Annotated in this window: 21 protein-coding genes; 3 read left to right on the top strand and 18 right to left on the bottom strand. The window is 62.2% G+C overall.

The window, feature by feature from the left end:
• Position 1 precedes the first annotated feature (1 nt).
• The 7 genes from FHP89_RS18895 to FHP89_RS18865 form a co-directional block, all read right to left on the bottom strand.
• Positions 2-2,356: a GspE/PulE family protein gene (locus tag FHP89_RS18895; protein ID WP_144179398.1), complete on the bottom strand. Its 2,355-nt coding sequence runs from the start codon at positions 2,354-2,356 to the stop codon at positions 2-4.
• Positions 2,357-2,443: 87 nt separating this feature from the next.
• Positions 2,444-3,211, bottom strand: a complete 768-nt coding sequence (locus FHP89_RS18890; protein ID WP_144179361.1) for a 3',5'-cyclic-nucleotide phosphodiesterase — start codon at positions 3,209-3,211, stop codon at positions 2,444-2,446.
• Between the two features lie 133 nt (positions 3,212-3,344).
• Entirely contained in the window at positions 3,345-4,151 is an 807-nt protein-coding gene (locus FHP89_RS18885; RefSeq protein ID WP_144179360.1) for an FHA domain-containing protein, read from the bottom strand.
• A gap of 29 nt (positions 4,152-4,180) precedes the next feature.
• Complete coding sequence (locus tag FHP89_RS18880) at positions 4,181-4,957, bottom strand: Stp1/IreP family PP2C-type Ser/Thr phosphatase (protein ID WP_222105445.1); 777 nt, start codon at positions 4,955-4,957, stop codon at positions 4,181-4,183.
• A 249-nt stretch (positions 4,958-5,206) separates the two neighbouring features.
• A complete protein-coding gene (gene sucD / locus FHP89_RS18875) occupies positions 5,207-6,100 on the bottom strand; it encodes a succinate--CoA ligase subunit alpha (RefSeq protein ID WP_144179359.1) in 894 nt (297 codons plus the stop codon).
• Positions 6,101-6,112: 12 nt separating this feature from the next.
• Complete coding sequence (sucC, locus tag FHP89_RS18870) at positions 6,113-7,273, bottom strand: ADP-forming succinate--CoA ligase subunit beta (protein WP_144179358.1); 1,161 nt, start codon at positions 7,271-7,273, stop codon at positions 6,113-6,115.
• Positions 7,274-7,549: 276 nt separating this feature from the next.
• Positions 7,550-8,131: a DUF2889 domain-containing protein gene (locus FHP89_RS18865; RefSeq protein WP_144179357.1), complete on the bottom strand. Its 582-nt coding sequence runs from the start codon at positions 8,129-8,131 to the stop codon at positions 7,550-7,552.
• 198 nt (positions 8,132-8,329) lie between these two features.
• Here FHP89_RS18865 and FHP89_RS18860 point away from each other — a divergent pair, with 198 nt between their 5' ends.
• A complete protein-coding gene (locus FHP89_RS18860; RefSeq protein ID WP_144179356.1) occupies positions 8,330-10,666 on the top strand; it encodes a type IV pilus assembly protein FimV in 2,337 nt (778 codons plus the stop codon).
• Positions 10,667-10,727: 61 nt separating this feature from the next.
• Here FHP89_RS18860 and FHP89_RS18855 read toward each other — a convergent pair whose 3' ends face one another.
• Positions 10,728-11,474 (bottom strand): Nif3-like dinuclear metal center hexameric protein, encoded by a 747-nt coding sequence (locus FHP89_RS18855; protein ID WP_144179355.1) that lies wholly within the window; start codon positions 11,472-11,474, stop codon positions 10,728-10,730.
• A 53-nt stretch (positions 11,475-11,527) separates the two neighbouring features.
• Between FHP89_RS18855 and FHP89_RS18850 the strand changes: the two genes are divergently transcribed.
• Positions 11,528-12,691 carry a Do family serine endopeptidase gene (locus FHP89_RS18850; protein ID WP_144179396.1) on the top strand — a complete coding sequence of 388 codons (1,164 nt, stop codon included), beginning with the start codon at positions 11,528-11,530 and terminating at the stop codon, positions 12,689-12,691.
• 23 nt (positions 12,692-12,714) lie between these two features.
• Here FHP89_RS18850 and tatC read toward each other — a convergent pair whose 3' ends face one another.
• The 10 genes from tatC to hisB form a co-directional block, all read right to left on the bottom strand.
• Positions 12,715-13,482, bottom strand: a complete 768-nt coding sequence (gene tatC, locus FHP89_RS18845; RefSeq protein ID WP_144179354.1) for a twin-arginine translocase subunit TatC — start codon at positions 13,480-13,482, stop codon at positions 12,715-12,717.
• Entirely contained in the window at positions 13,479-13,958 is a 480-nt protein-coding gene (gene tatB / locus FHP89_RS18840) for a Sec-independent protein translocase protein TatB (protein ID WP_449240223.1), read from the bottom strand. The genes tatC and tatB overlap by 4 nt, the downstream gene beginning before the upstream one ends.
• Positions 13,959-14,059: 101 nt before the next feature.
• Positions 14,060-14,284, bottom strand: a complete 225-nt coding sequence (gene tatA / locus FHP89_RS18835; RefSeq protein WP_144179352.1) for a Sec-independent protein translocase subunit TatA — start codon at positions 14,282-14,284, stop codon at positions 14,060-14,062.
• Positions 14,285-14,294: 10 nt separating this feature from the next.
• Positions 14,295-14,642 carry a histidine triad nucleotide-binding protein gene (locus tag FHP89_RS18830; protein WP_144179351.1) on the bottom strand — a complete coding sequence of 116 codons (348 nt, stop codon included), beginning with the start codon at positions 14,640-14,642 and terminating at the stop codon, positions 14,295-14,297.
• 9 nt (positions 14,643-14,651) lie between these two features.
• Complete coding sequence (locus tag FHP89_RS18825) at positions 14,652-14,978, bottom strand: phosphoribosyl-ATP diphosphatase (protein ID WP_144179350.1); 327 nt, start codon at positions 14,976-14,978, stop codon at positions 14,652-14,654.
• Positions 14,975-15,364 (bottom strand): phosphoribosyl-AMP cyclohydrolase, encoded by a 390-nt coding sequence (hisI, locus tag FHP89_RS18820; RefSeq protein WP_186300383.1) that lies wholly within the window; start codon positions 15,362-15,364, stop codon positions 14,975-14,977. The genes FHP89_RS18825 and hisI overlap by 4 nt, the downstream gene beginning before the upstream one ends.
• Before the next feature lie 5 nt (positions 15,365-15,369).
• Positions 15,370-16,128: an imidazole glycerol phosphate synthase subunit HisF gene (hisF, locus tag FHP89_RS18815; protein WP_144179349.1), complete on the bottom strand. Its 759-nt coding sequence runs from the start codon at positions 16,126-16,128 to the stop codon at positions 15,370-15,372.
• Positions 16,129-16,130: 2 nt separating this feature from the next.
• Positions 16,131-16,871, bottom strand: coding sequence for a 1-(5-phosphoribosyl)-5-[(5-phosphoribosylamino)methylideneamino]imidazole-4-carboxamide isomerase (hisA, locus tag FHP89_RS18810; RefSeq protein ID WP_144179348.1), 741 nt, complete (start codon positions 16,869-16,871; stop codon positions 16,131-16,133).
• 47 nt (positions 16,872-16,918) lie between these two features.
• Entirely contained in the window at positions 16,919-17,557 is a 639-nt protein-coding gene (hisH, locus tag FHP89_RS18805; protein ID WP_144179347.1) for an imidazole glycerol phosphate synthase subunit HisH, read from the bottom strand.
• Between the two features lie 36 nt (positions 17,558-17,593).
• Positions 17,594-18,181 (bottom strand): imidazoleglycerol-phosphate dehydratase HisB, encoded by a 588-nt coding sequence (gene hisB, locus FHP89_RS18800; RefSeq protein WP_144179394.1) that lies wholly within the window; start codon positions 18,179-18,181, stop codon positions 17,594-17,596.
• A gap of 112 nt (positions 18,182-18,293) precedes the next feature.
• On the opposite strand from hisB, the gene hisC reads away from it, so the two are divergent.
• Positions 18,294-19,346 (top strand): histidinol-phosphate transaminase, encoded by a 1,053-nt coding sequence (hisC, locus tag FHP89_RS18795; RefSeq protein ID WP_144179346.1) that lies wholly within the window; start codon positions 18,294-18,296, stop codon positions 19,344-19,346.
• Positions 19,347-19,506 lie beyond the last annotated feature (160 nt).

The raw sequence follows: 19,506 nt of genomic DNA, 5'->3' as shown, positions 1-19,506 counted from the left end.
GTCAGCGCACGCAGACCTTGCGGACCTGTTTGATGTCGGTGGTACCGTCCAGCACCTTCTCGATACCGTCCTGGCGCAGCGTGCGCATGCCTTGGTCGAGCGCGAGTACCAGCAACTGGGCGACGCGGGCGTGCTCCTGGATGAGTTTTTTGGCGCCATCCGAGCCGAGCATCAGCTCGTGCAGGCCGACACGGCCGCGATAGCCGTTGGTGCAGTCGTCGCAACCGACAGGCTTGTAGAGCGTGAACTGGCCGCTCTTGTCGGCAAAGTCTTGCTGCCAGCGTCGGGCGACGGTCTTGCGGGCAGCCTCGGCATCGGCGAGAAAGGGCGGGGTGCCTTGCAGATCGATGCAATATTCGTCGAGGAGGTTGGAGAGTTCTTCACCGCTGGGGTGATAGGCGCTCTTGCACTTGACGCACAGCCGCTTGGCGAGGCGCTGGGCCAATACGCCAAGGAGCGCATCGGCAAAGTTGAAGGGGTCCATACCCATGTCGAGCAGGCGGACAATCGACTCGGGCGCGCTGTTGGTGTGCAGGGTGGAAAACACCAGGTGGCCGGTGAGCGAGGCTTCGAGGCCGACGGAGACCGTTTCCCGGTCGCGCATTTCGCCAACCATGATGACGTCGGGGTCGGCGCGAAGAAAGGCGCGCATCATGGTGGCGAAGTCGAGGCCGGCCTTGCGGTTGACCTGCACCTGGCGCAAGCCTTTCTGGGTAATCTCGACCGGGTCTTCGGCGGTCCAGATCTTGGTTTCTGGTGTATTGATGTGGCCGAGGATGGAGTGCAGCGTGGTGGTCTTGCCGGAGCCGGTGGGGCCACACACAAAGAAGATGCCGTAGGGCTGGGCGATGGCGCCTTTGAGGCGCTTGAGGTTATGCGGCGACAGGCCGAGTTTGTCGAGCGGAATCGGTTCGCTGTTGGCGAGGATCCGCATCACCACGTCTTCCATGCCGCCGGCGGTGGGAATGGTGGCAACCCGCAGTTCGATATCGAGCGGGGCGTATTTGCGGAACTTGATCTTGCCGTCCTGCGGCTTGCGACGCTCTGAGATGTCGAGGTCGCACATGATCTTGATACGGGTCACCAGCGGGTTGCGGTAACTGGCCGGCACTTCGATGTAAGGCACCAGCGTGCCATCCTTGCGGAAACGGATGAGCGTCTTGACCTTGCCCGGGCGCGGCTCGATGTGGATGTCGGAGGCGCCCTGCTTGTAGGCGTCGATGATGACTTTGTTGACCAGCTTGACCAGTTCGTTGTCGGCGGCGGCGGAGATATCCTCGGCGACCGAGCCATCCTGCTCTTCTTCGCCGAGATCGAGCAGCAGATCGTCGACCGACCCCAGATCCAGGCTGGCTTCAAAGAACTGATCGATCGTTCGCTTGAAATCCCGGTGCGTGGTGGCTCTAAACGCAATCTTCTTATTCGGAAATACGTTGTGCGCGACACGCGATGCGCGGGTCTGTTCGGGGTCGATCGCCATGACGACGATGCCCTCTTCGGTTTCTTCGAGCGGTAGCCAGTGACTTTGTTCGACAAAATCGCGCTTGATGTTCCGCAGCAGGTCGACCGGTTTGATGCGGTCTCCACGGAAGGGCTCGTAGGGGACGTTGAAGCAGCGCGCAATGGCATTGCCGACATCGGCCAGCGCCAGCCCCATGTCGTCGAGCAGCACATCTTCCGTGTTCACTTTTCGATCGCGCGCCTTTCGTCCGGCGGCGTCCAGCTCCTGGGCCGACAGATGCCCATCGGCGACCAGCAAATCATAGCGGCTGCGGGGCTTTCCCTGAGTGCGCGCACGCTGGGCAAAGGCCACGCCGAGCGTCTGCGCCAGCCCGAGCAAGCCCTCTTCGGCAACCGGCGAGAACGGTTTGCCATCAACGGCGTTGATGAGTTGAAGCACCCCGATCAATTCCCCGTTTTCGCCGGTCAGAATCGGCGCCACAAGCATCTGCTTGCTACGGTAACCGGTGACTTCGTCGACCTCGCTTCGGAACTCCAGGCGCGGCGAAATCGCCTTGAGCGCCGGCGCGTCGTACACGTCCGGCAGATTCAGCATCTTCTTGGTATGTGCCACGTAGCCCGCAACACTGTTTTCGGAGATCGGCAAGCGAATGCTATTGACCGAATGGAGCCCGGTCTTGACCTTGGAAACAATCGCGGTGCGCGACTCGTCGAGCGTGTAGATCGTTAGCCGCTCGGCACCGAAGAGGTCGCACAGGTCAGCCGACAACTCGAAGATGATCTCGTCGATGTTCTGGGTGGCGTGAATGCGATTGGTCGCGGCCTGCAGGCCTTTGAAGAAGGCGAGGCGGCTGCTTACATCTCCGCTCGAAGGGCTTTTGCCAGCAGCTTTCATGGCGCGCGATCCCTGCTCAATGTCGTCGGTCGGCGCAAACGCGCCCGTTTCCGCCATTCTAGCGGCATCCAGCAAATGCGGCAGCGCTCAGAACGTCAGCACCTGACCATTGACCAGCATCGTCGGTCGGAACGCACCGCCCGAAACACCAATCTCGGCCATCGTTCGCTCACCGTGCCCGGGCTTGAGATGGCTGATGTGCACCTCGGGGCGACACGTCAGCGCCTCCAGGAAGCCGGCCAGCAAACTGGGGCACAGATGCCGCGACGCCATGGCCAGCCCATGCTGCGCATCGGAGAAGGCGGTCTCCACCACCAGATGTCGGAGCGCCGGTTGCTGATTGATTGCCGCGATCAACGCCGGACAATACGTGGTGTCGCCCGTGTAGATCAGCTGTCCATCGCCACTATCGAGACAGTAGGCTGCCGCGGGCACGGTATGCAGCGCCGGCAGCGCTGAAATCTTGCGGCCATCGAGTGCTATGGTTTCGCCCACCTTGAGGACCTGAAAGCGCATGAACGGCCGATGGCGGTCCGGGATGGCGCTGAAGTCGGGCCACACCAGCCAGTTGAAGATATGAGAGCGCAGGATCCGGATGGTTTCGACCGTGCCGTACACCGTGATCGGGGAACGACGATCATTCCCGACGGTATCGACCAGCAACGGAATGAAGCCAATGTGATCAAGATGGGCGTGGGTCACAAAGATATGGTCGATACGCAGCAGCGCGTCGTACTCAAGCGCACCCACGCCTGTGCCGCCGTCGATCAGCACATCATCGTCGACCAGAAAGGCGGAGGTCCGCATTTCCTGACCACCGATGCCGCCGCTACACCCCAATACCCTGAATTTCATTGCTGAAGCCCGCGCCCGGCACGTTTGCCGCCCTTCGGGAATACCCCGTAGCTGTCGAGGCTAGCATTGCCACGACACCACGACCGAGAACTACGTCACGGCCAGGCAAGGTCCTTGCCGAAGCCGGTGGGGCTCAGGCGGTGTTGCGCAGGAAGAATTCCATTTTTACGCCCGCGATCTCGATGATGTCGTGATCGCTCAGGTGATGCGCCTGCGCCCCCAGGGGGCTGCCATTGACCACCGGAAAGGTCGAACCTTCCACATGCGTAATGAAATAGCCATGCGGCCGCCGCGTGATGACCGCCACCTGCACACCGGGCTTGCCCAGCGTCGTCAGCGATTTCGTGAGCTCCAGCTCGCGACCGACATTCGGCCCGGACAACACCTGAATCATCCCACCAGCGCCTTCGCCGCTGGGCGCTGGCGCGGCGGCCTTCGCGGGCGACGCAGCCCGCTCTGCGGCTACTCCCGCACCCGCCCGGTCGAGAATCTGCGTGGCTTCAGCGTCAATGGCGGCAATGGCGTCATCTCCGCCCACAACCGTATTGGTGGCACCCACATCAGATTCCGACACATCCACTTCGGGGTCAGCCATCACCGGCTTGAGCGCCGCGGTATCGACAAAGTCAGTCAGAGGGCCGGAGGCCGCCACGGCATCGACAACAAACTTGATGCGATATTTGCCCAGCTCCACCACATCGTTATTCTGGAGCGCGCACTTCTTGACCGGCTGACCATTGACATACGTGCCATTGGTGCTGTTCCGGTCTTCAAGAAAGGCATCGTCGAGAATCGCAGTGATCACCGCATGCTCGCCACTGATCGCCAGATTGTCGATCTGGATGTCATTGTGCGGCTTGCGCCCGATGGTCGTCCGCTCCTTGTTGAGCGGAATTTCCTTGAGCACCAGCCCGTCCATGCTGAGGATCAACTTCGGCATCGTATCGTCCTGTCCCTGTTGTTGCCCTGCTACGTTCTGCGCGCCGGGAAGGGCTGCAGAACCTTGATCAAAACTACGGTGATGTTGTCACGACCACCCCGGTCGTTGGCAAGCTGGATCAGATGATCTGCCGCCAGCGTCAGATTAGCGGACAAGGTCTCGCACACCAGCGCGATGTCTTCGTCATCCAGCATATCGGTCAAACCGTCGGAGCACAGCAGATAGACATCACCCACCCGCGCCTCGTGAAGCGCCACATCGGGCACAACGGCGGGCTCCACACCCAGCGCGCGCGTCAGCAGACTGCGCCCCGGCGCTACCCGCGCTTCATCAGCACTCATCATGCCGCCATCGACCTGCTCCTGCAACAAGGAGTGATCGCGCGTCAGCTGCACGAGTTCGTCGGGCCGATAGCGATACATCCGCGAATCACCGACGTGAGACACCAGCAAGGTGTTGTCATGAAAGCGCGAGGCCACCACGGTCGAGCCCATGCCGTGCAGCTCCCGATCTTTTCTCGCTGCGGCAATCACATCCGTATTGGCACGCATGGTTGCCTGACGCAATTCGGCCAGCATCTGGGAGACCGACGTTGCTTCGCTCCCCCGCAGGCTCGCCGCCAGACTATCGACGACCAGCCGGGAGGCCACATCGCCCCCCTGGTAGCCACCCATGCCGTCGGCCAGCACCGCCCAGCGAGACGCGTCGTCGAATAGACACGCATCTTCGTTGCGCTGACGCATCCTCCCCGTATCGGTGCGCGACGCCATTTGCAAAGCAGACTTCTCCCGATCCAGTGATTCCATCAACACGCCACCTTACCAGCGCGCATGGCGCGTCACGCCTGGCCGCTAACTTGACTCGGCCATCGCCAAAACGGCTTCGACCACGAGGTCTACGGCATCCGACCGCAAGACTTCACCCGCCTTGCTCGACGAGAGTGACACATTTTCACACAACAATTGGCTATCGGGCGGCCAAAAATATAACGAAAGTAGAATATCCAGTCGAAAAAAAACGCCGGCCAAGGCCGGCGCTTTTTCATCTGGCGACGCTCAGAGCATGGCTTTGAGCAGCTTGGCCATTTCCGACGGATTGCGCGTCACGGTGAAGCCGCACTCTTCCATGATGGCGAGCTTGGCATCGGCCGTATCCTCACCACCCGAGATCAGCGCACCGGCATGGCCCATGCGCTTGCCCGCAGGTGCGGTCACGCCAGCGATGAAGCCAACCACCGGCTTCTTCATGTTGTCCTTGCACCAACGCGCCGCCTCGGCTTCGTCCGGACCGCCGATTTCGCCGATCATGATGACCGCATCGGTATCCGGGTCGTCATTGAACATGCGCATCACATCGATGTGCTTGAGGCCATTGATGGGGTCGCCACCAATACCGACTGCGGACGACTGACCCAGACCGATTTCGGTCAGCTGACCCACGGCTTCGTAGGTCAGTGTGCCCGAACGGGACACCACGCCAATCCGACCTTTGCGGTGGATGTGACCCGGCATGATGCCGATCTTGATTTCGTCAGGCGTAATCAGACCCGGGCAGTTGGGACCGAGCAGCAGCGTTTCCTTGCCACCGGCTTCCACTTTCTGGCGCATCTTGTTGCGCACGGCCAGCATGTCGCGAACCGGAATGCCTTCGGTAATGCAGATAGCCAGATCAATGTCTGCCTCGCAGGCTTCCCAGATCGCAGCGGCCGCGCCGGCGGGCGGCACATAGATGACCGAAACGGTCGAACCGGTTTCCGCCGCAGCTTCCTTGACCGACGCGTAGATGGGCACGCCAAAGATGGACTCGCCCGCTTTCTTGGGGTTCACACCGGCGACAAAGCAGTTCTTGCCGTTTGCGTACTCGATGCACTTCTCGGTGTGGAACTGACCGGTCTTGCCCGTGATGCCCTGGGTGATGACCTTGGTGTCTTTGTTGATCAGAATAGACATTCGAAACTCTCCTTACTTGACCGCTTCGACGACTTTCGTCGCGGCTTCGGCCATGCTGTCGGCGGAAATGATGGGCAACCCGGACTCGGCGAGAATCTTCTTGCCGATGTCTTCATTGGTTCCCTTCATGCGCACCACCAGCGGTACGGAGAGATTGACTTCCTTGGCAGCCGCGACCACGCCGGTCGCGATGGTGTCGCAACGCATGATGCCGCCAAAGATGTTCACCAGAATGCCCTTCACCTTGGGGTTCTGAAGCATGATCTTGAAGGCTTCGGTCACCTTCTCGGTGGTGGCACCGCCGCCCACGTCCAGGAAGTTGGCCGGCGAAGCACCGAACAGCTTGATGGTATCCATGGTCGCCATGGCCAGACCGGCGCCGTTGACCAGGCAACCAATGTTGCCGTCCAGGCTGATGTAGGCCAGATCGTACTTGGAGGCTTCCACTTCGTCTGCGTCTTCTTCGTCCAGATCGCGGTACTCAACGATCTCGGGATGACGATACAGCGCGTTGGAGTCAAAGTTGAACTTGGCGTCCAGCGCCTTGATGTTGCCGTTGCCTTCCAGAATCAGCGGGTTGATTTCCGCCAGCGAAGCATCGGTTTCCATGTAGCAGGTGTAGAGCTTCTTCAGCGCATCGACGGCCTTGTCGACGGAACCGGCGGGAACGCCAATGCCGTTGGCCAGTTCGGTCGCCTGCGCGTCGGTCAGGCCGACGAGCGGATCAACGAAGACCTTGATGATCTTCTCCGGCGTTTCTTCGGCCACGACCTCGATGTCCATGCCGCCCTCGGAGGAGGCCATCATGGCGACCTTCTGGGTCGCCCGGTCGGTCAGGGCTGCGACATAGTATTCCTTCTGGATGTCGGCGCCTTCTTCGATCAGCAGGCGGCGGACTTTCTGTCCCTCGGCGCCGGTCTGATGCGTGATCAGCTGCATGCCCAGAATCTCTCCGGCCAGCGCTTTCACTTCGTCGATCGACTTGGCGAGCTTCACACCACCGCCCTTACCACGGCCACCGGCGTGAATCTGTGCCTTGACCACCCAGATCTTGCCGCCCAGCTCTTCGGCCGCTTTGACCGCATCGTCCACCGAGAAGCACGGAATGCCACGCGGGGTGACGACGCCATACTTTCTCAGCAGCTCTTTTGCCTGATACTCATGAATCTTCATGGTTGCCCTTCGATAGAAGCCGCGTCTCCACACAGAGAACACGGACATTAGGTTGAACGGGTCAATTCGGGGCACTCACCCCACGACATCTGCCGATCTCCCTCGTCCGGCATATGCCGTTGCCTCAGCGACAAAGCGCCGATGCGCGACACGCATCCGCAGCGTGCGCGAACCCACGCACGGCGAAAGCCCTGTAATTATAACCGAATTCCGACCGGCCGCGCCCCCTTGCCGCGGCCCGAAATCGAACGCCCGACGCTCACCTCGCGTCCGCGCTTAAACGTCGCCGTCTTCGGCGTCACCCGAACCCGCTGATGGCGGCCGATGCCATGTCGGGTAATACTGGCGGACCGTCTCGCCGTCGGTCGCCAGCGCATGGCAACGGTCCAGCTGAAACGGCTTCTCCCCCGCGCCGGCCGTGTCCTTCATGAACGTTGCAAAGGTCTGCACCGCAGCGGTCGGCAAGCTCAGCAGCAATTCAGAGACATGAGTACACCCCCTGGTGCCGAAGAATTCCGCGCGAATGGCATCGCGAAACCCCTTCATCAGGTTCATTCCGATCAAGGCGTCGTAAGCCGGTCCGATGCGCTCACACCCGCCCGGATACGGCACCCACGCCAGCTCGGCATGGGCGTCCAGAATGGTGAAATCATGATCGATCAACACCGACACATGCATGCGATGCACCGGATCACCCTTTTTACGAACGCCGGCGGCGAGGGGGTAATCGACATCCTTGAGATCGACCAGTGTTGCGTCGAGCTCCACGAGGCCGTCGTCCCGAAAAAAACCTTCAACCTCAATGCGCCGAACCTGTGCGCGCTGGCGACCAACGCCGCCTGACAATTTGGAATTCATAACAACGTACGCAATCGTATGGAAACAACTCCATGATACCCCGTCTTCGCAGCGCGCCCTGCCGCACACAAACACTCCGATGTGTGCAATTTTGTGCACGAACCCATGACAAAGGGCCAAAACGAACGCAAGTTCATTACAATGTGCTTCAAATAATTTCGCGATCGCCCGAATTCATAAGGCTTTTCCGACTGAACGATGAAGTCGTTATCGAGCAAGTCCTCACTGCTGCTTTGCGCCCTCGCGTCGATTCCCGGCGCGTCGTACGCTATCGGGTTTGGCGAAATCCTCAGCCAATCCGCCATCGGGGAGCCCTTTCGCGCCGAGGTCCGGCTCTACGGCGTCGGCCCCAAGGACGACAGCAGCTGCCTGCGGGTCGTCCCGGGCACTGACCCAACGGACGGCATTCCCGCCGTGCGCAATGCGCTGGTCAGCCTCCAGATGCGCGCCGGCAAGCCCGTCGCTGTCGTCACACGGACGCAAGCCGTTCTCGACCCCATCGTCCGGCTCACGCTTGAAGAAACCTGCCAAGCGCGCCTGAAACGCACCTACACCCTGCTACTGCCCTCACCGGTCAGCACCATTGCAACCCCGCAGGCCGCAGCGCCGGCATCTCGCCCAAGCCCGCCCGCAGCGCGCGCACCCGCGTCGCCCGCCTTGTCGGCGAGCGAACTCGGTGGCACCTGGACGCTGCCTGATGGCGCCTCCATCAATCAGCTTGCGCGCCAGCTTTACCCGTCAAGCCGAAAAGACCGGATCGGCTTTATCCGGGCAACACGCAAACTCAACAGCGGTGACCGCAGCATTCGCTCATCGCAACAAACCCTTGGCGCGGGTACCACGCTCGTCCTGCCAGACCGTGAAGCGATCATCGCAGCCCATCCGGCCCCCGCTGCGCCAAAGCCTGTCGCACGCGCACCTGAGCCAGCACCCGCGCCTGTCGAGCCCCCGGCACCGGAGCGTGCCGCGACACCGCCGCCGGAACCTGCGGCCGAGCCGGCCCCGATGCCGACCGAGCCACCCGCAGACAGCGGCGACCGACTGACGCTCTCCGGCGATGCGCCGGACTTCAACGGCTTCAAGCTGTCCCGTCAACTGGGCGACCCGGGCCTGATTGATCGCACCTCCGACGCCGAGCGCGATCTGCTGCGCCGCGAGCAGCAACTGATCATGTTGCTTGACGAGCAGATTACCGCCCGGCTCGAACTCACCGACCGCATCGAACGTATCGAGGCCTTGCAAAAAACGCTGGCCGACGAGGTCGTCAAACGAGACGCCCCGGCGCCGGCGGCACCAGCGAGCACACCTGCCCCAGCCGCCCCCACGGTACAAGCGGCTGCGCCGACGCCCGCACCCGCCGCCTCCGACTGGCTGGCGACTGCCCAATCCTGGCTGCCTGCCGGCCTCGCCGCGCTTATGGCCGCGTGGGTGGCCATCTGGCTGCTCCGCCGACGACGCGCGAGCGATGAAGCAGACGACTTCCTGAACGAAGACAGCGCAACGAACGCCGAGCCCCGCGCCGTCGAGCCCCCCATGACCCAGGCAGCGCCGGGCACCGAGAGCTTTGATTTTTCGCCAATCGACTGGGACGGATCCGCTCCCGCCGAACTGCAGCACAGCGTTGCCCCCATCACGATCGAAGAAGCCGACCTTTCCGAAGAACACGAATCCGCGGTCGAGCTCGCCGACATCATGATGTCTTTCGGCCGCATTCAAGGCGCCGCCGAAACCCTGGCCGAGTTCATCCGCAACAACCCGAAACAGGCGGTCGCGCCGTGGCTGAAGTTGCTGGAGGTCTACCGCACCGCCGACATGCGTGAAGACTTCGAAGTCATCACCCGCCAGCTCAACCAGACCTTCAACGTCAAGGTCGTCGAGTGGGACGACTTCGATCTTGCGCGCCAAACGAGTGAGTCGGTCGAACAAATGGCGCACATCGTCAAGGCGCTCACCAGCAGCTGGATGACCGTCGACTGTCAGGCATATATTCAACGCCTGCTGCGAGACAATCGCGATGGCGCGCGGCAGGGCTTTCCCATCGCCGTGATTGACGATCTGCTGATGCTCATGGCGGTACTCGAAGACCAACTTGGCCCCTACACCGGCGCCGTCGACATCCCGGTGGCAGCTGTCGGCGCCCGGCCCGACGCAGAAACGCCGGAGGTGGCGACGCCAGAATCAGACGCGCCGGAAGCCAACGAGGCGCCAATCGATTTCAGCACACCACTCGACGCGGTCACCGCGGAGCCGATCTTCAGCCTCGACGACGCCGACATCACGCCATCGATGACCGAAACCACACTTCCCGATCTCGACTTTGCACTCGAGTCAGGCGATACACCCTCGCTCGAGGACGACGAAACGACCGTGCCCGAGGACGAAAAAAAGACCAAGGCCGACATTCCGCCCCAGTTGGAATCCGACGAAACACCCCCGCCCGCCAGGCCAAAAGGGCTGGATACCGACGCCAATGCAGACGACGGCTTCACCGCCACCGAACTGCTGGGCGGCTTCAACCGCAAGCGCGACGACTGAGCCAGTCCGCACGCGCATGCGCGGCGATCCCGCGCCTGCCGCCACTCGTGACTTGCGGCGCTCAGACCGGATTGTCAATATCCACAAACTGGCAGTCCAGACCGAATTGCTCGGCCAGATGCTCGCCTAGCGCCTGAATCCCGTAACGCTCGGTGGCATGATGTCCCGCCGCAATATAGGGCACCCCTGACTCCCGCGCCAGGTGCACCGTCGGCTCGGAGATCTCCCCCGACACGAACGCATCGCAACCCGCCGCCACAGCAGATTCAAGAAAAGACTGCGCCGCGCCAGTGCACCACGCCACCCGCCGCACGATCCGGTCGCCATCGCCGACCCACTGCGCCTCACGACCCAGCGTGACGCCAAGCTGCGCTGCGAGTGCGCGGGCGGGCAGCGCCACTGGCACATCACCGATCAGGCCCAGCGACTGCTCACCGAAGCTTCCGGTCACCGTCCAGCCCAGTCGACGGGCCAACTGCGCGTTGTTGCCCAATTCAGGATGCACATCCAGCGGCAGGTGATACGCCAGCAAGCTGATGTCATGACGCAACAGCGTGCCCAGCCGCCGCTTGCGCACACCGACCACCCGCGCGTCTTCACCCCGCCAGAAATAGCCGTGATGCACCAGCACCGCATCGGCCTGCCGTTCGACCGCCGCATCAAGCAAGGCCTGACTGGCTGTGACACCACAAACCACGCGAGCGACCTCAGCCCTTCCTTCCACTTGCAAACCGTTTGGGCAATAATCCTTCATCGCGACCACATTGAGCAGCACATCCAGATAGCGCTGAAGCTCCGTCAATTGCATATGTCCGTCCTCCTTCCCGTCGTTCGCGCGGCCAAACTGGCGCGCCACCCATGATTCATCGACTCTGGCTGACCTTCGCCCAGGCGGTCACCATTGCGGTGGCGGTCGTGTTCGTGCTGTCCACGTTCAAGCCTGACTGGCTCAGACCACAAGCCCCGGTGGTTGTGGTGCAAAACGAGGCGCCAGCCGCCGCGACCCTGGGCGCCGCGACGGACACCCCCGGATCGTATGCCAAAGCCGCCCGCACCGCGCTCCCCTCCGTGGTGCATATCTTTACCAGCAAGGAGATGCAGTCACAGCGCAGCCCCTTCCTTGATGACCCGATTTTCCGTCATTTCTTCGGCGACCGCCTCGGTCCGCGGCAAGAACAACGTACCTCGGGTCTCGGCTCGGGCGTCATTGCCAGCGCCGATGGCTACATTCTGACCAACAACCATGTCATCGAAGCCGCCGATGCCATTGAAGTCGCACTCAACGATGGGCGCAAGTTCGAGGCAAAACTGGTGGGCCGCGACCCCGAAACGGATCTGGCCGTCCTGCGCATCGAAGCCGGCGGCGCACTGCCGGCGGTAAGCTTCGCCCCCACCGAATCGCTGTCCGTCGGCGATGTTGTGCTGGCCATCGGCAATCCGTTTGGCGTTGGCCAAACCGTGACCATGGGCATCGTCTCGGCGCTGCAACGCAGCCACTTGGGCATCAGCACTTTCGAGAATTTCATTCAGACCGATGCGGCGATCAACCCCGGAAACTCGGGCGGCGCGCTGGTCAATAGCGACGGCGCCCTGGTGGGCATCAACGCCGCCATCTACTCCCGCTCGGGCGGCTCACTCGGTATCGGTTTCGCCATACCGGTCACCTTTGCCAAGGATGTCATGGACCAGATCATCCGCACCGGTCGTGTGACGCGCGGCTGGATCGGTGTCGAAATTCAGGACATCACGCCGGAGCTGGCCGAGTCTTTCAATTTACCCGACACCGACGGCGCCTTGATCGCAGGCGTCATGCGTGGCGGCCCCGCCGACAAAGGCGGGATTCAACCCGGCGACGTATTGATTGGCATTGGCACACAGCCCATCGCCAGCCCTCAGCGCATGCTTGAACTGGTGGCCGCGCTCGCACCGGGGGCGGACGCGCGCTTCACGGTCCGCCGCAAAAAAAAGGTGATTGAACTGCCGGTCAAGATCGGCCGCCGGCCGACGATTCCCCGCCCTCAGTAGGGCAAGGCACCCCAATCGACCGATCAGTTCCGGCTCACGTCACTGGCTGGCTCGGCCTCGTCCGGCGCGCCCTCTTCGCGCACCGCAACGAAGCGGGCGCACAAAATACCGACCTCGTACAGCAGCCACATGGGCACCGCCAGCATGAACTGCGAGATCACATCGGGCGGGGTCACAATGGCCGCGATGACAAAGGCGCCGACGATCACGTAAGGGCGGGCCTCTTTCAGTTTGGCCTGATTCACCACGCCAAACTTGGACAACAGCACCACGGCAACCGGCACCTCGAAGGTGAGCCCGAAGGCCATGAACAACGTCATGACAAAAGACAGGTACTGCTCGATATCCGGCGCAGGCGTAATGCTCTTCGGTGCGAATTCGTTGATGAACGCAAACACCATCTTGAACACGAAGAAGTAGCAAAACGCCATACCCGCCAGGAACAACAAGGTACTGGCCAGCACCAGCGGCACGCCGAGACGCTTTTCATGGGCGTAGAGGCCCGGCGCGATGAAAGACCAGGCCTGATACAACACCACCGGCAAGGCGCAAACAAAAGCGACCATCAGGGTCACTTTCACGGGCACGAAGAACGGTGTGACCACGCCGGTGGCGATCATGCGCGTGCCTTCGGGCAGCGCCTGCATCATTGGCAGGGCGAGCAAGTCGTAGATCTGACCGGCCCAGGGCATCAGGCAGAAAAACACCAGCAAGACCGCGCCAACCGCGCGCAAAAGACGGTCGCGCAGCTCGACGAGATGCGCAACAAAGGTTTCCTGGGTCTCGGTCACGCCTTGGACTCCTTGGGCGCGCCGGCGGGCGCAACATTGTCGAGGCCGAGCGCCATCTGGTTGTCGTCGCGCGGTATCGGAGCGTGGCCGGCCGCGATATCGTCGGCAACGGTCTGGGCGATCGCCCGCTCGGCGTCCTTGAGCGCGGCTTCGGCATCGGCGTCGGCGGTGGCCGTATCGATCGCTTTAGGCGCCGCCTCTCCGGTTACCGCGGAATTCACCGATTTGGCAGTGTCGTCGAGATCCGCCTTGACGGCCGCGGCCTGCCCACGCAGCCCGCTTTCGAGATCGCGCGCCGAATCAGTCATTTCTTTCTGAAGTTTCTTGAGGTCTTCCAGGTGCATTTCGCGCTGGATATCCGACTTCACATCGCCGACGTAGCGCTGCAAACGCCCCAGCATGTGACCAACGGTTCGCGCCACTTTCGGCAGGCGTTCGGGACCGATCACCACCAGACCGACGATGGCGATGATCATGAGTTCGGTGAAACCGATATCAAACATGACGTTCCTGCGCAGACGAAAGCAAAAACGAGGGGCCGACCTGCTTCGCCCCTCGTGTCAGACCTGAGGTCCGATCAAGAATTATTGATCTTTTCTTTGGCTTCCGCGTTGATGGTCTTGCCATCGAGCTGCTCGGGCTTGGCCGACTCGCTGGTGTTCTCGGCCTCACGCACGCCGTCCTTGAAACCCTTCACCGCACCGCCCAGATCCTGGCCGATATTGCGCAGCTTCTTGGTGCCGAAAACAAGCATCACGATGACCAGAACGATCAGCCAGTGCCAGATACTGAATGAACCCATTAATAACTCCTCAACGCTTCAACATGGGGGGCAATACGTCCGGCCCGCCAACGAAATGAATGTGCAGATGATACACCTCCTGTCTTCCGACCCGCCCCGTGTTGATCAGCGTCCGGAACCCATCGGTGCAACCCTGCTCGACGGCCAGGCGGGCACCGGTCTGCAGCAGCTTGCCCATCACCAGCGCATCCGCCGGCTCGGCGTCGGCCAGCGACGCGATGTGCTTCTTCGGGATCGCCAGCAGATGCACTGGCGCGACCGGGTTGATATCGTGGAAAACGACCATGTCGTCATCCTCGAAAGCCTTTTTGGCCGGGATGTCACCCGACGCAATTTTGCAGAAGATGCAGTCAGACATAAGCGTGGTTTACCCTGCTGTGCGTGATTTTTTTTCGTCGATGCCCGATACGCCTTCACGACGACGGAGCTCGGCCAGCACATCGTCGACCGTCAGACCGAAGTGCGCCAGCAGCACCATGGTGTGAAACCACACGTCGGTGATCTCCCAGACCAGATGCAGGCGGTTGCCATCCTTGGCCGCCATGATCGTCTCGGCAGCCTCTTCGGCCACTTTCTTGCAGATCGCGTCCGTGCCCTTGGCGTACAGGCTGGATACGTAGGACGCGTCCGGGTCAGCGGCCTTGCGTTCGGCAAGCGTCGCGGCTACGCGGTGCAGCACTTCGATATCGATCATCCGTAAATCTCCTTCGGGTCTTTCAGAACCGGGTCTGCCGCTTCCCACTGCCCGGACTCGCCGAGGCGCTGGAAGAAACAGCTCTTGCGTCCAGTGTGGCAGGCGATGCCGCCCGTCTGCTCGATCTTCAACAGCACCACGTCGTTGTCACAGTCGGTGCGGATCTCGAGCACCTTCTGGGTATGGCCGGACGCTTCGCCCTTGTGCCACAGCTTACGCCGCGAACGTGACCAATAGACTGCCTCGCCCCGCTCCGCCGTCAAGGCCAGCGCCTCGCGGTTCATGAAGGCGAACATCAACACGTCGCCGGTCGTCGCGTCCTGGGCGATGACCGGCACCAGGCCGTGGTCGTCCCAGACAATGTCGTTAAGCCAGCGATTGGGCAGTTCGATCACAGGCGCACCTCGATGCCGCGCTCACGCATATAGGTTTTCGCCTCGTGCACGGTGTGTTGGCCAAAGTGGAAAATGCTGGCGGCCAGGACGGCATCGGCGCGCCCCTCGGACACGCCCTGCGCCAGATGCTCGAGCGTACCGACACCGCCGCTGGCGATGATCGGAATACGCACCGCGTCAGAAATCGCGCGGGTCAGACCGAGGTCGAAGCCGTTTTTGGTGCCGTCGCGATCCATGCTGGTGAGCAGAATCTCGCCCGCGCCCAGCGCTTCGATGCGCTGCGCCCATTCGATCGCGTCCAGTCCGGTGTTGCGGCGCCCCCCGTGGGTGAACACCTCCCACTTGCCCGGCGCCGTCTGCTTGGCATCGATGGCGACCACGATGCACTGGCTGCCGACCTTGCCACTGGCTTCGGCAACGATCTCCGGATTGGTAACCGCCGCTGTGTTGATGCTGACTTTGTCGGCGCCCGCGTTGAGCAAGCGGCGGACATCCCCCACAGTGCGCACGCCCCCGCCGACGGTCAGCGGGATGAACACCTGCTCGGCCACATGTTCGACCATGTGCAGGATGATGTCGCGGTCGTCAGAACTGGCGGTGATGTCGAGAAAGGTGATCTCGTCGGCCCCCTGCTCATCATAGCGACGCGCCACCTCGACCGGATCGCCCGCGTCACGCAGCTCGACAAAGTTCACGCCTTTGACGACGCGACCGGCACTGACGTCCAGACAGGGGATGATCCGTTTGGCGAGCATGCTTAGCCCGCCAGCGCGTCGGCGCGGGCCTGCGCGGCGCGGAAGTCCAGCGTGCCCTCGTAGATGGCCCGACCGGTAATGGCACCGACCACCCCCTCGTGCTCGACCGCGCATAGCGCCTCGATGTCGGTCATCGACGCAATGCCGCCGCTGGCAATCACCGGAATACGCAGCGCCTGCGCAAGCCGCACCGTGGCCTCGACGTTGACGCCGGAGAGCATGCCGTCGCGGCCGATGTCGGTGTAGATCACGCCTTCCACGCCGTAATCTTCAAACTTGAGCGCGAGATCGACCACGTCATGACCGGTCAGCTTCGACCAGCCATCGACCGCCACCTTGCCATCCTTGGCGTCCAGGCCAACGATGATATGACCGGGAAAGGCGCTGCAGGCATCCTGCAGGAAGCCGGGATTCTTGACCGCAGCGGTACCGATGATCACGTAGCTGATGCCGTCGTCGAGGTAGCGCTCGATGGTTTCGAGGTCGCGAATACCGCCGCCGAGTTGCACCGGGATGTCATCGCCCACGGCCTCGACGATCTGCTTGATCGCCTTTTCGTTGACCGGTTTTCCGGCAAACGCACCATTGAGATCCACCAGGTGCAAACGACGTGCGCCCTGGTCGAGCCAATGCCGGGCGGTCGCGCCCGGATCTTCGGAGAACACGGTGGCATCGTCCATCTCGCCCTGTTTGAGGCGGACACAATGACCATCCTTGAGGTCGATAGCAGGTATGAGCAGCATACGAGTAGGGCCGTCTAGACGTGAGAAGAAATCGTGCTGGCGCCCGCTTACGGGTGCCAGTGCATGAAGTTGGTGAGTAGTTGCAAGCCGGCGCGCGCGCTCTTTTCCGGATGGAACTGCACCGCAAAAATGTTATCCCGTGCCACGGCACTGGTAAAGCGCACGCCGTAATCCGTGTGGGCTGCGATCACCGAATCGTCGGCCGAATCGACGTAATAACTGTGCACGAAATAAAACCGGTCACCATCGGGGATGTCGCGCCACAGGGGGTGTTCGCGGTGATGCCACACTTCGTTCCAGCCCATGTGCGGCACTTTCAGGCGCAGCCCGGCGGCGTCCACCATTTTTTCGTCGGGGAAGCGGCGCACCTGGCCCGCAAAAATGCCGAGGCCGGGGACGTCGCCTTCCTGGCTGTGATCGAACAGCATCTGCTGACCGATGCAAATGCCGAGAAACGGCTTTTTTGCCGCGGCCTCGACCACGGCCTGATGCAGACCGCGCCCTTCGAGTTCGGCAATACAGTCGGGCATGGCGCCCTGACCGGGAAACACCACGCGCTCGGCGCGCATGACCACCTCCGGATCGTCGGTCACCCGCACGATCGCGCCACCGGCAACGTGTTCGATTGCCTTCTCTACCGAACGCAGGTTGCCCATGCCGTAGTCGATGACGGCCACATCAGTCATGGTTTTGCTCGCACACAAATAAGGAGGGGCAGGAGATCAGAGCGCGCCCTTGGTTGAAGGCACCACGCCGGCCAGACGCGGGTCCACCTCGGCCGCCGCGCGCAGGGCGCGGCCAAAGGCCTTGAAGATGGTTTCGCACTGATGGTGCGCATTGTCGCCGCGCAGGTTGTCGATATGCAGCGACACGCCGGCGTGATTGACGAAGCCCTGGAAGAACTCGCGCGCCAGATCGACATCGAAATTGCCGATGCGGGCACGGGTGTATTCGACAAAATAATGCAGGCCGGGCCGGCCGGAGAAATCGACCACCACGCGCGACAGTGCTTCGTCGAGCGGTACATAGGCGTGACCGTAGCGGCGAATGCCTTTTTTGTCGCCCAGCGCCTTGGCAAAGGCCTGGCCCAGCGTGATACCGACATCCTCGACCGTGTGATGGTCGTCGATATAGGTATCGCCGTCGCAGTGGATGGCCAGGTCGATCACGCCGTGGCGGGCGATCTGGTCAAGCATGTGATCCAGAAACGGCACGCCGGTGTTCAACTCGGCCGCGCCGGTGCCATCGAGATTGATCCGCACCGAAATCTTGGTTTCGAGGGTATTACGGGTAACGTCGGCTTGCCGCATGATGGTGGCTTCCGGGCGTTGGGACACCCGGCCAATACTGATGATTAAGGCGGCCATGATACCATCGCCTACGCCGAGTTTGTCTCTTTCACTGCCCGCTAAAACCCACGCCATGAGCCGATTCTGGAGCGACACCGCCCGCCGTTTGACCCCTTACGTCCCGGGCGAGCAGCCCAAGCTGGACAAGCTGGTCAAACTCAACACCAATGAAAGCCCCTACGGCCCCTCACCGCGCGCCGTCGAGGCGATCCAGCACGCCGCCAGCGAAGATCTGCGCCGCTACCCCGACCCGAACTCCGACGCGCTCAAAGCCGCGCTGGCGCGCTATCACAGCGTCAGCCCGGCGCAGGTGTTTGTCGGCAATGGCTCGGACGAAGTCCTCGCGCACGCTTTCATCGCGCTGCTCAAGCACGCCGCGCCGCTGCGCTTTCCCGACATCACCTACAGCTTCTACCCGGTGTATTGCGCGCTTTTCGACATTGACTCCGCCCCCATCGCACTGACCGAATCGCTTGAGATCGACCCCGCCGACTACGCAACCGGCGGCCCCATCATCTTCCCGAACCCCAATGCGCCGACCGGCCGTCTGCTGGCGATCGACGCCGTCGAGGCCATCCTCGCGGCGAACCCGGACGTGCCGGTGGTGGTGGACGAGGCCTACATCGACTACGGCGGCGAGTCGGCCATCCCGCTGGTCGATCGCCACCCCAATCTGCTGGTCACCCGCACCTTTTCGAAGTCACGCGCACTCGCCGGACTGCGTGTCGGTTATGCCATCGGCAGCGCCGAGTTGATCGAGGGGCTGGAGCGGGTCAAGAACAGCTTCAATTCCTACCCACTGGGCCGTCCGGCGCAGGCCGGCGCGATCGCCTCGGTCGAAGATGAACCCCATTTTCGCGACAGCTGCGCCCGCGTCATCGCCACCCGCGACTGGCTCGATCAGGCGCTGACCGCGCTCGGCTTCGAGGTGCTGCCCTCGGCGGCAAACTTTGTCTTTGCCCGGCACCCGGCGCACGCGGGCGCCACGCTCGCCGCCGGGCTGCGCGAACAGGCCATCATCGTTCGCCACTTCAAGCTGCCGCGCATCGACGACTACCTACGCATCACCATCGGCACCGACGAGGAATGCGCGGCGCTGGTCGACGCACTCAAAGCGCTGGTGTAAGTTCGCCGGCGTCAACGGCAACAGGCCGCTGTCAGCGGCCTGTTGTTTGATCGGGGCACGCCGAATCAGCGCATCGTAGCCCGGATGCAGGCCGAAGGCCGGAATCCGGGAATGGCGGCTGAGACGGCAAAGCGTCCTGGGTTCGACGTGCGCTGGCGAA

Origin of the sequence: Denitromonas ohlonensis (genome assembly GCF_007625205.1) — a bacterium.
Taxonomy (GTDB): domain Bacteria; phylum Pseudomonadota; class Gammaproteobacteria; order Burkholderiales; family Rhodocyclaceae; genus Nitrogeniibacter; species Nitrogeniibacter ohlonensis.
This window is presented reverse-complemented; position numbering and strand designations above follow the sequence as displayed.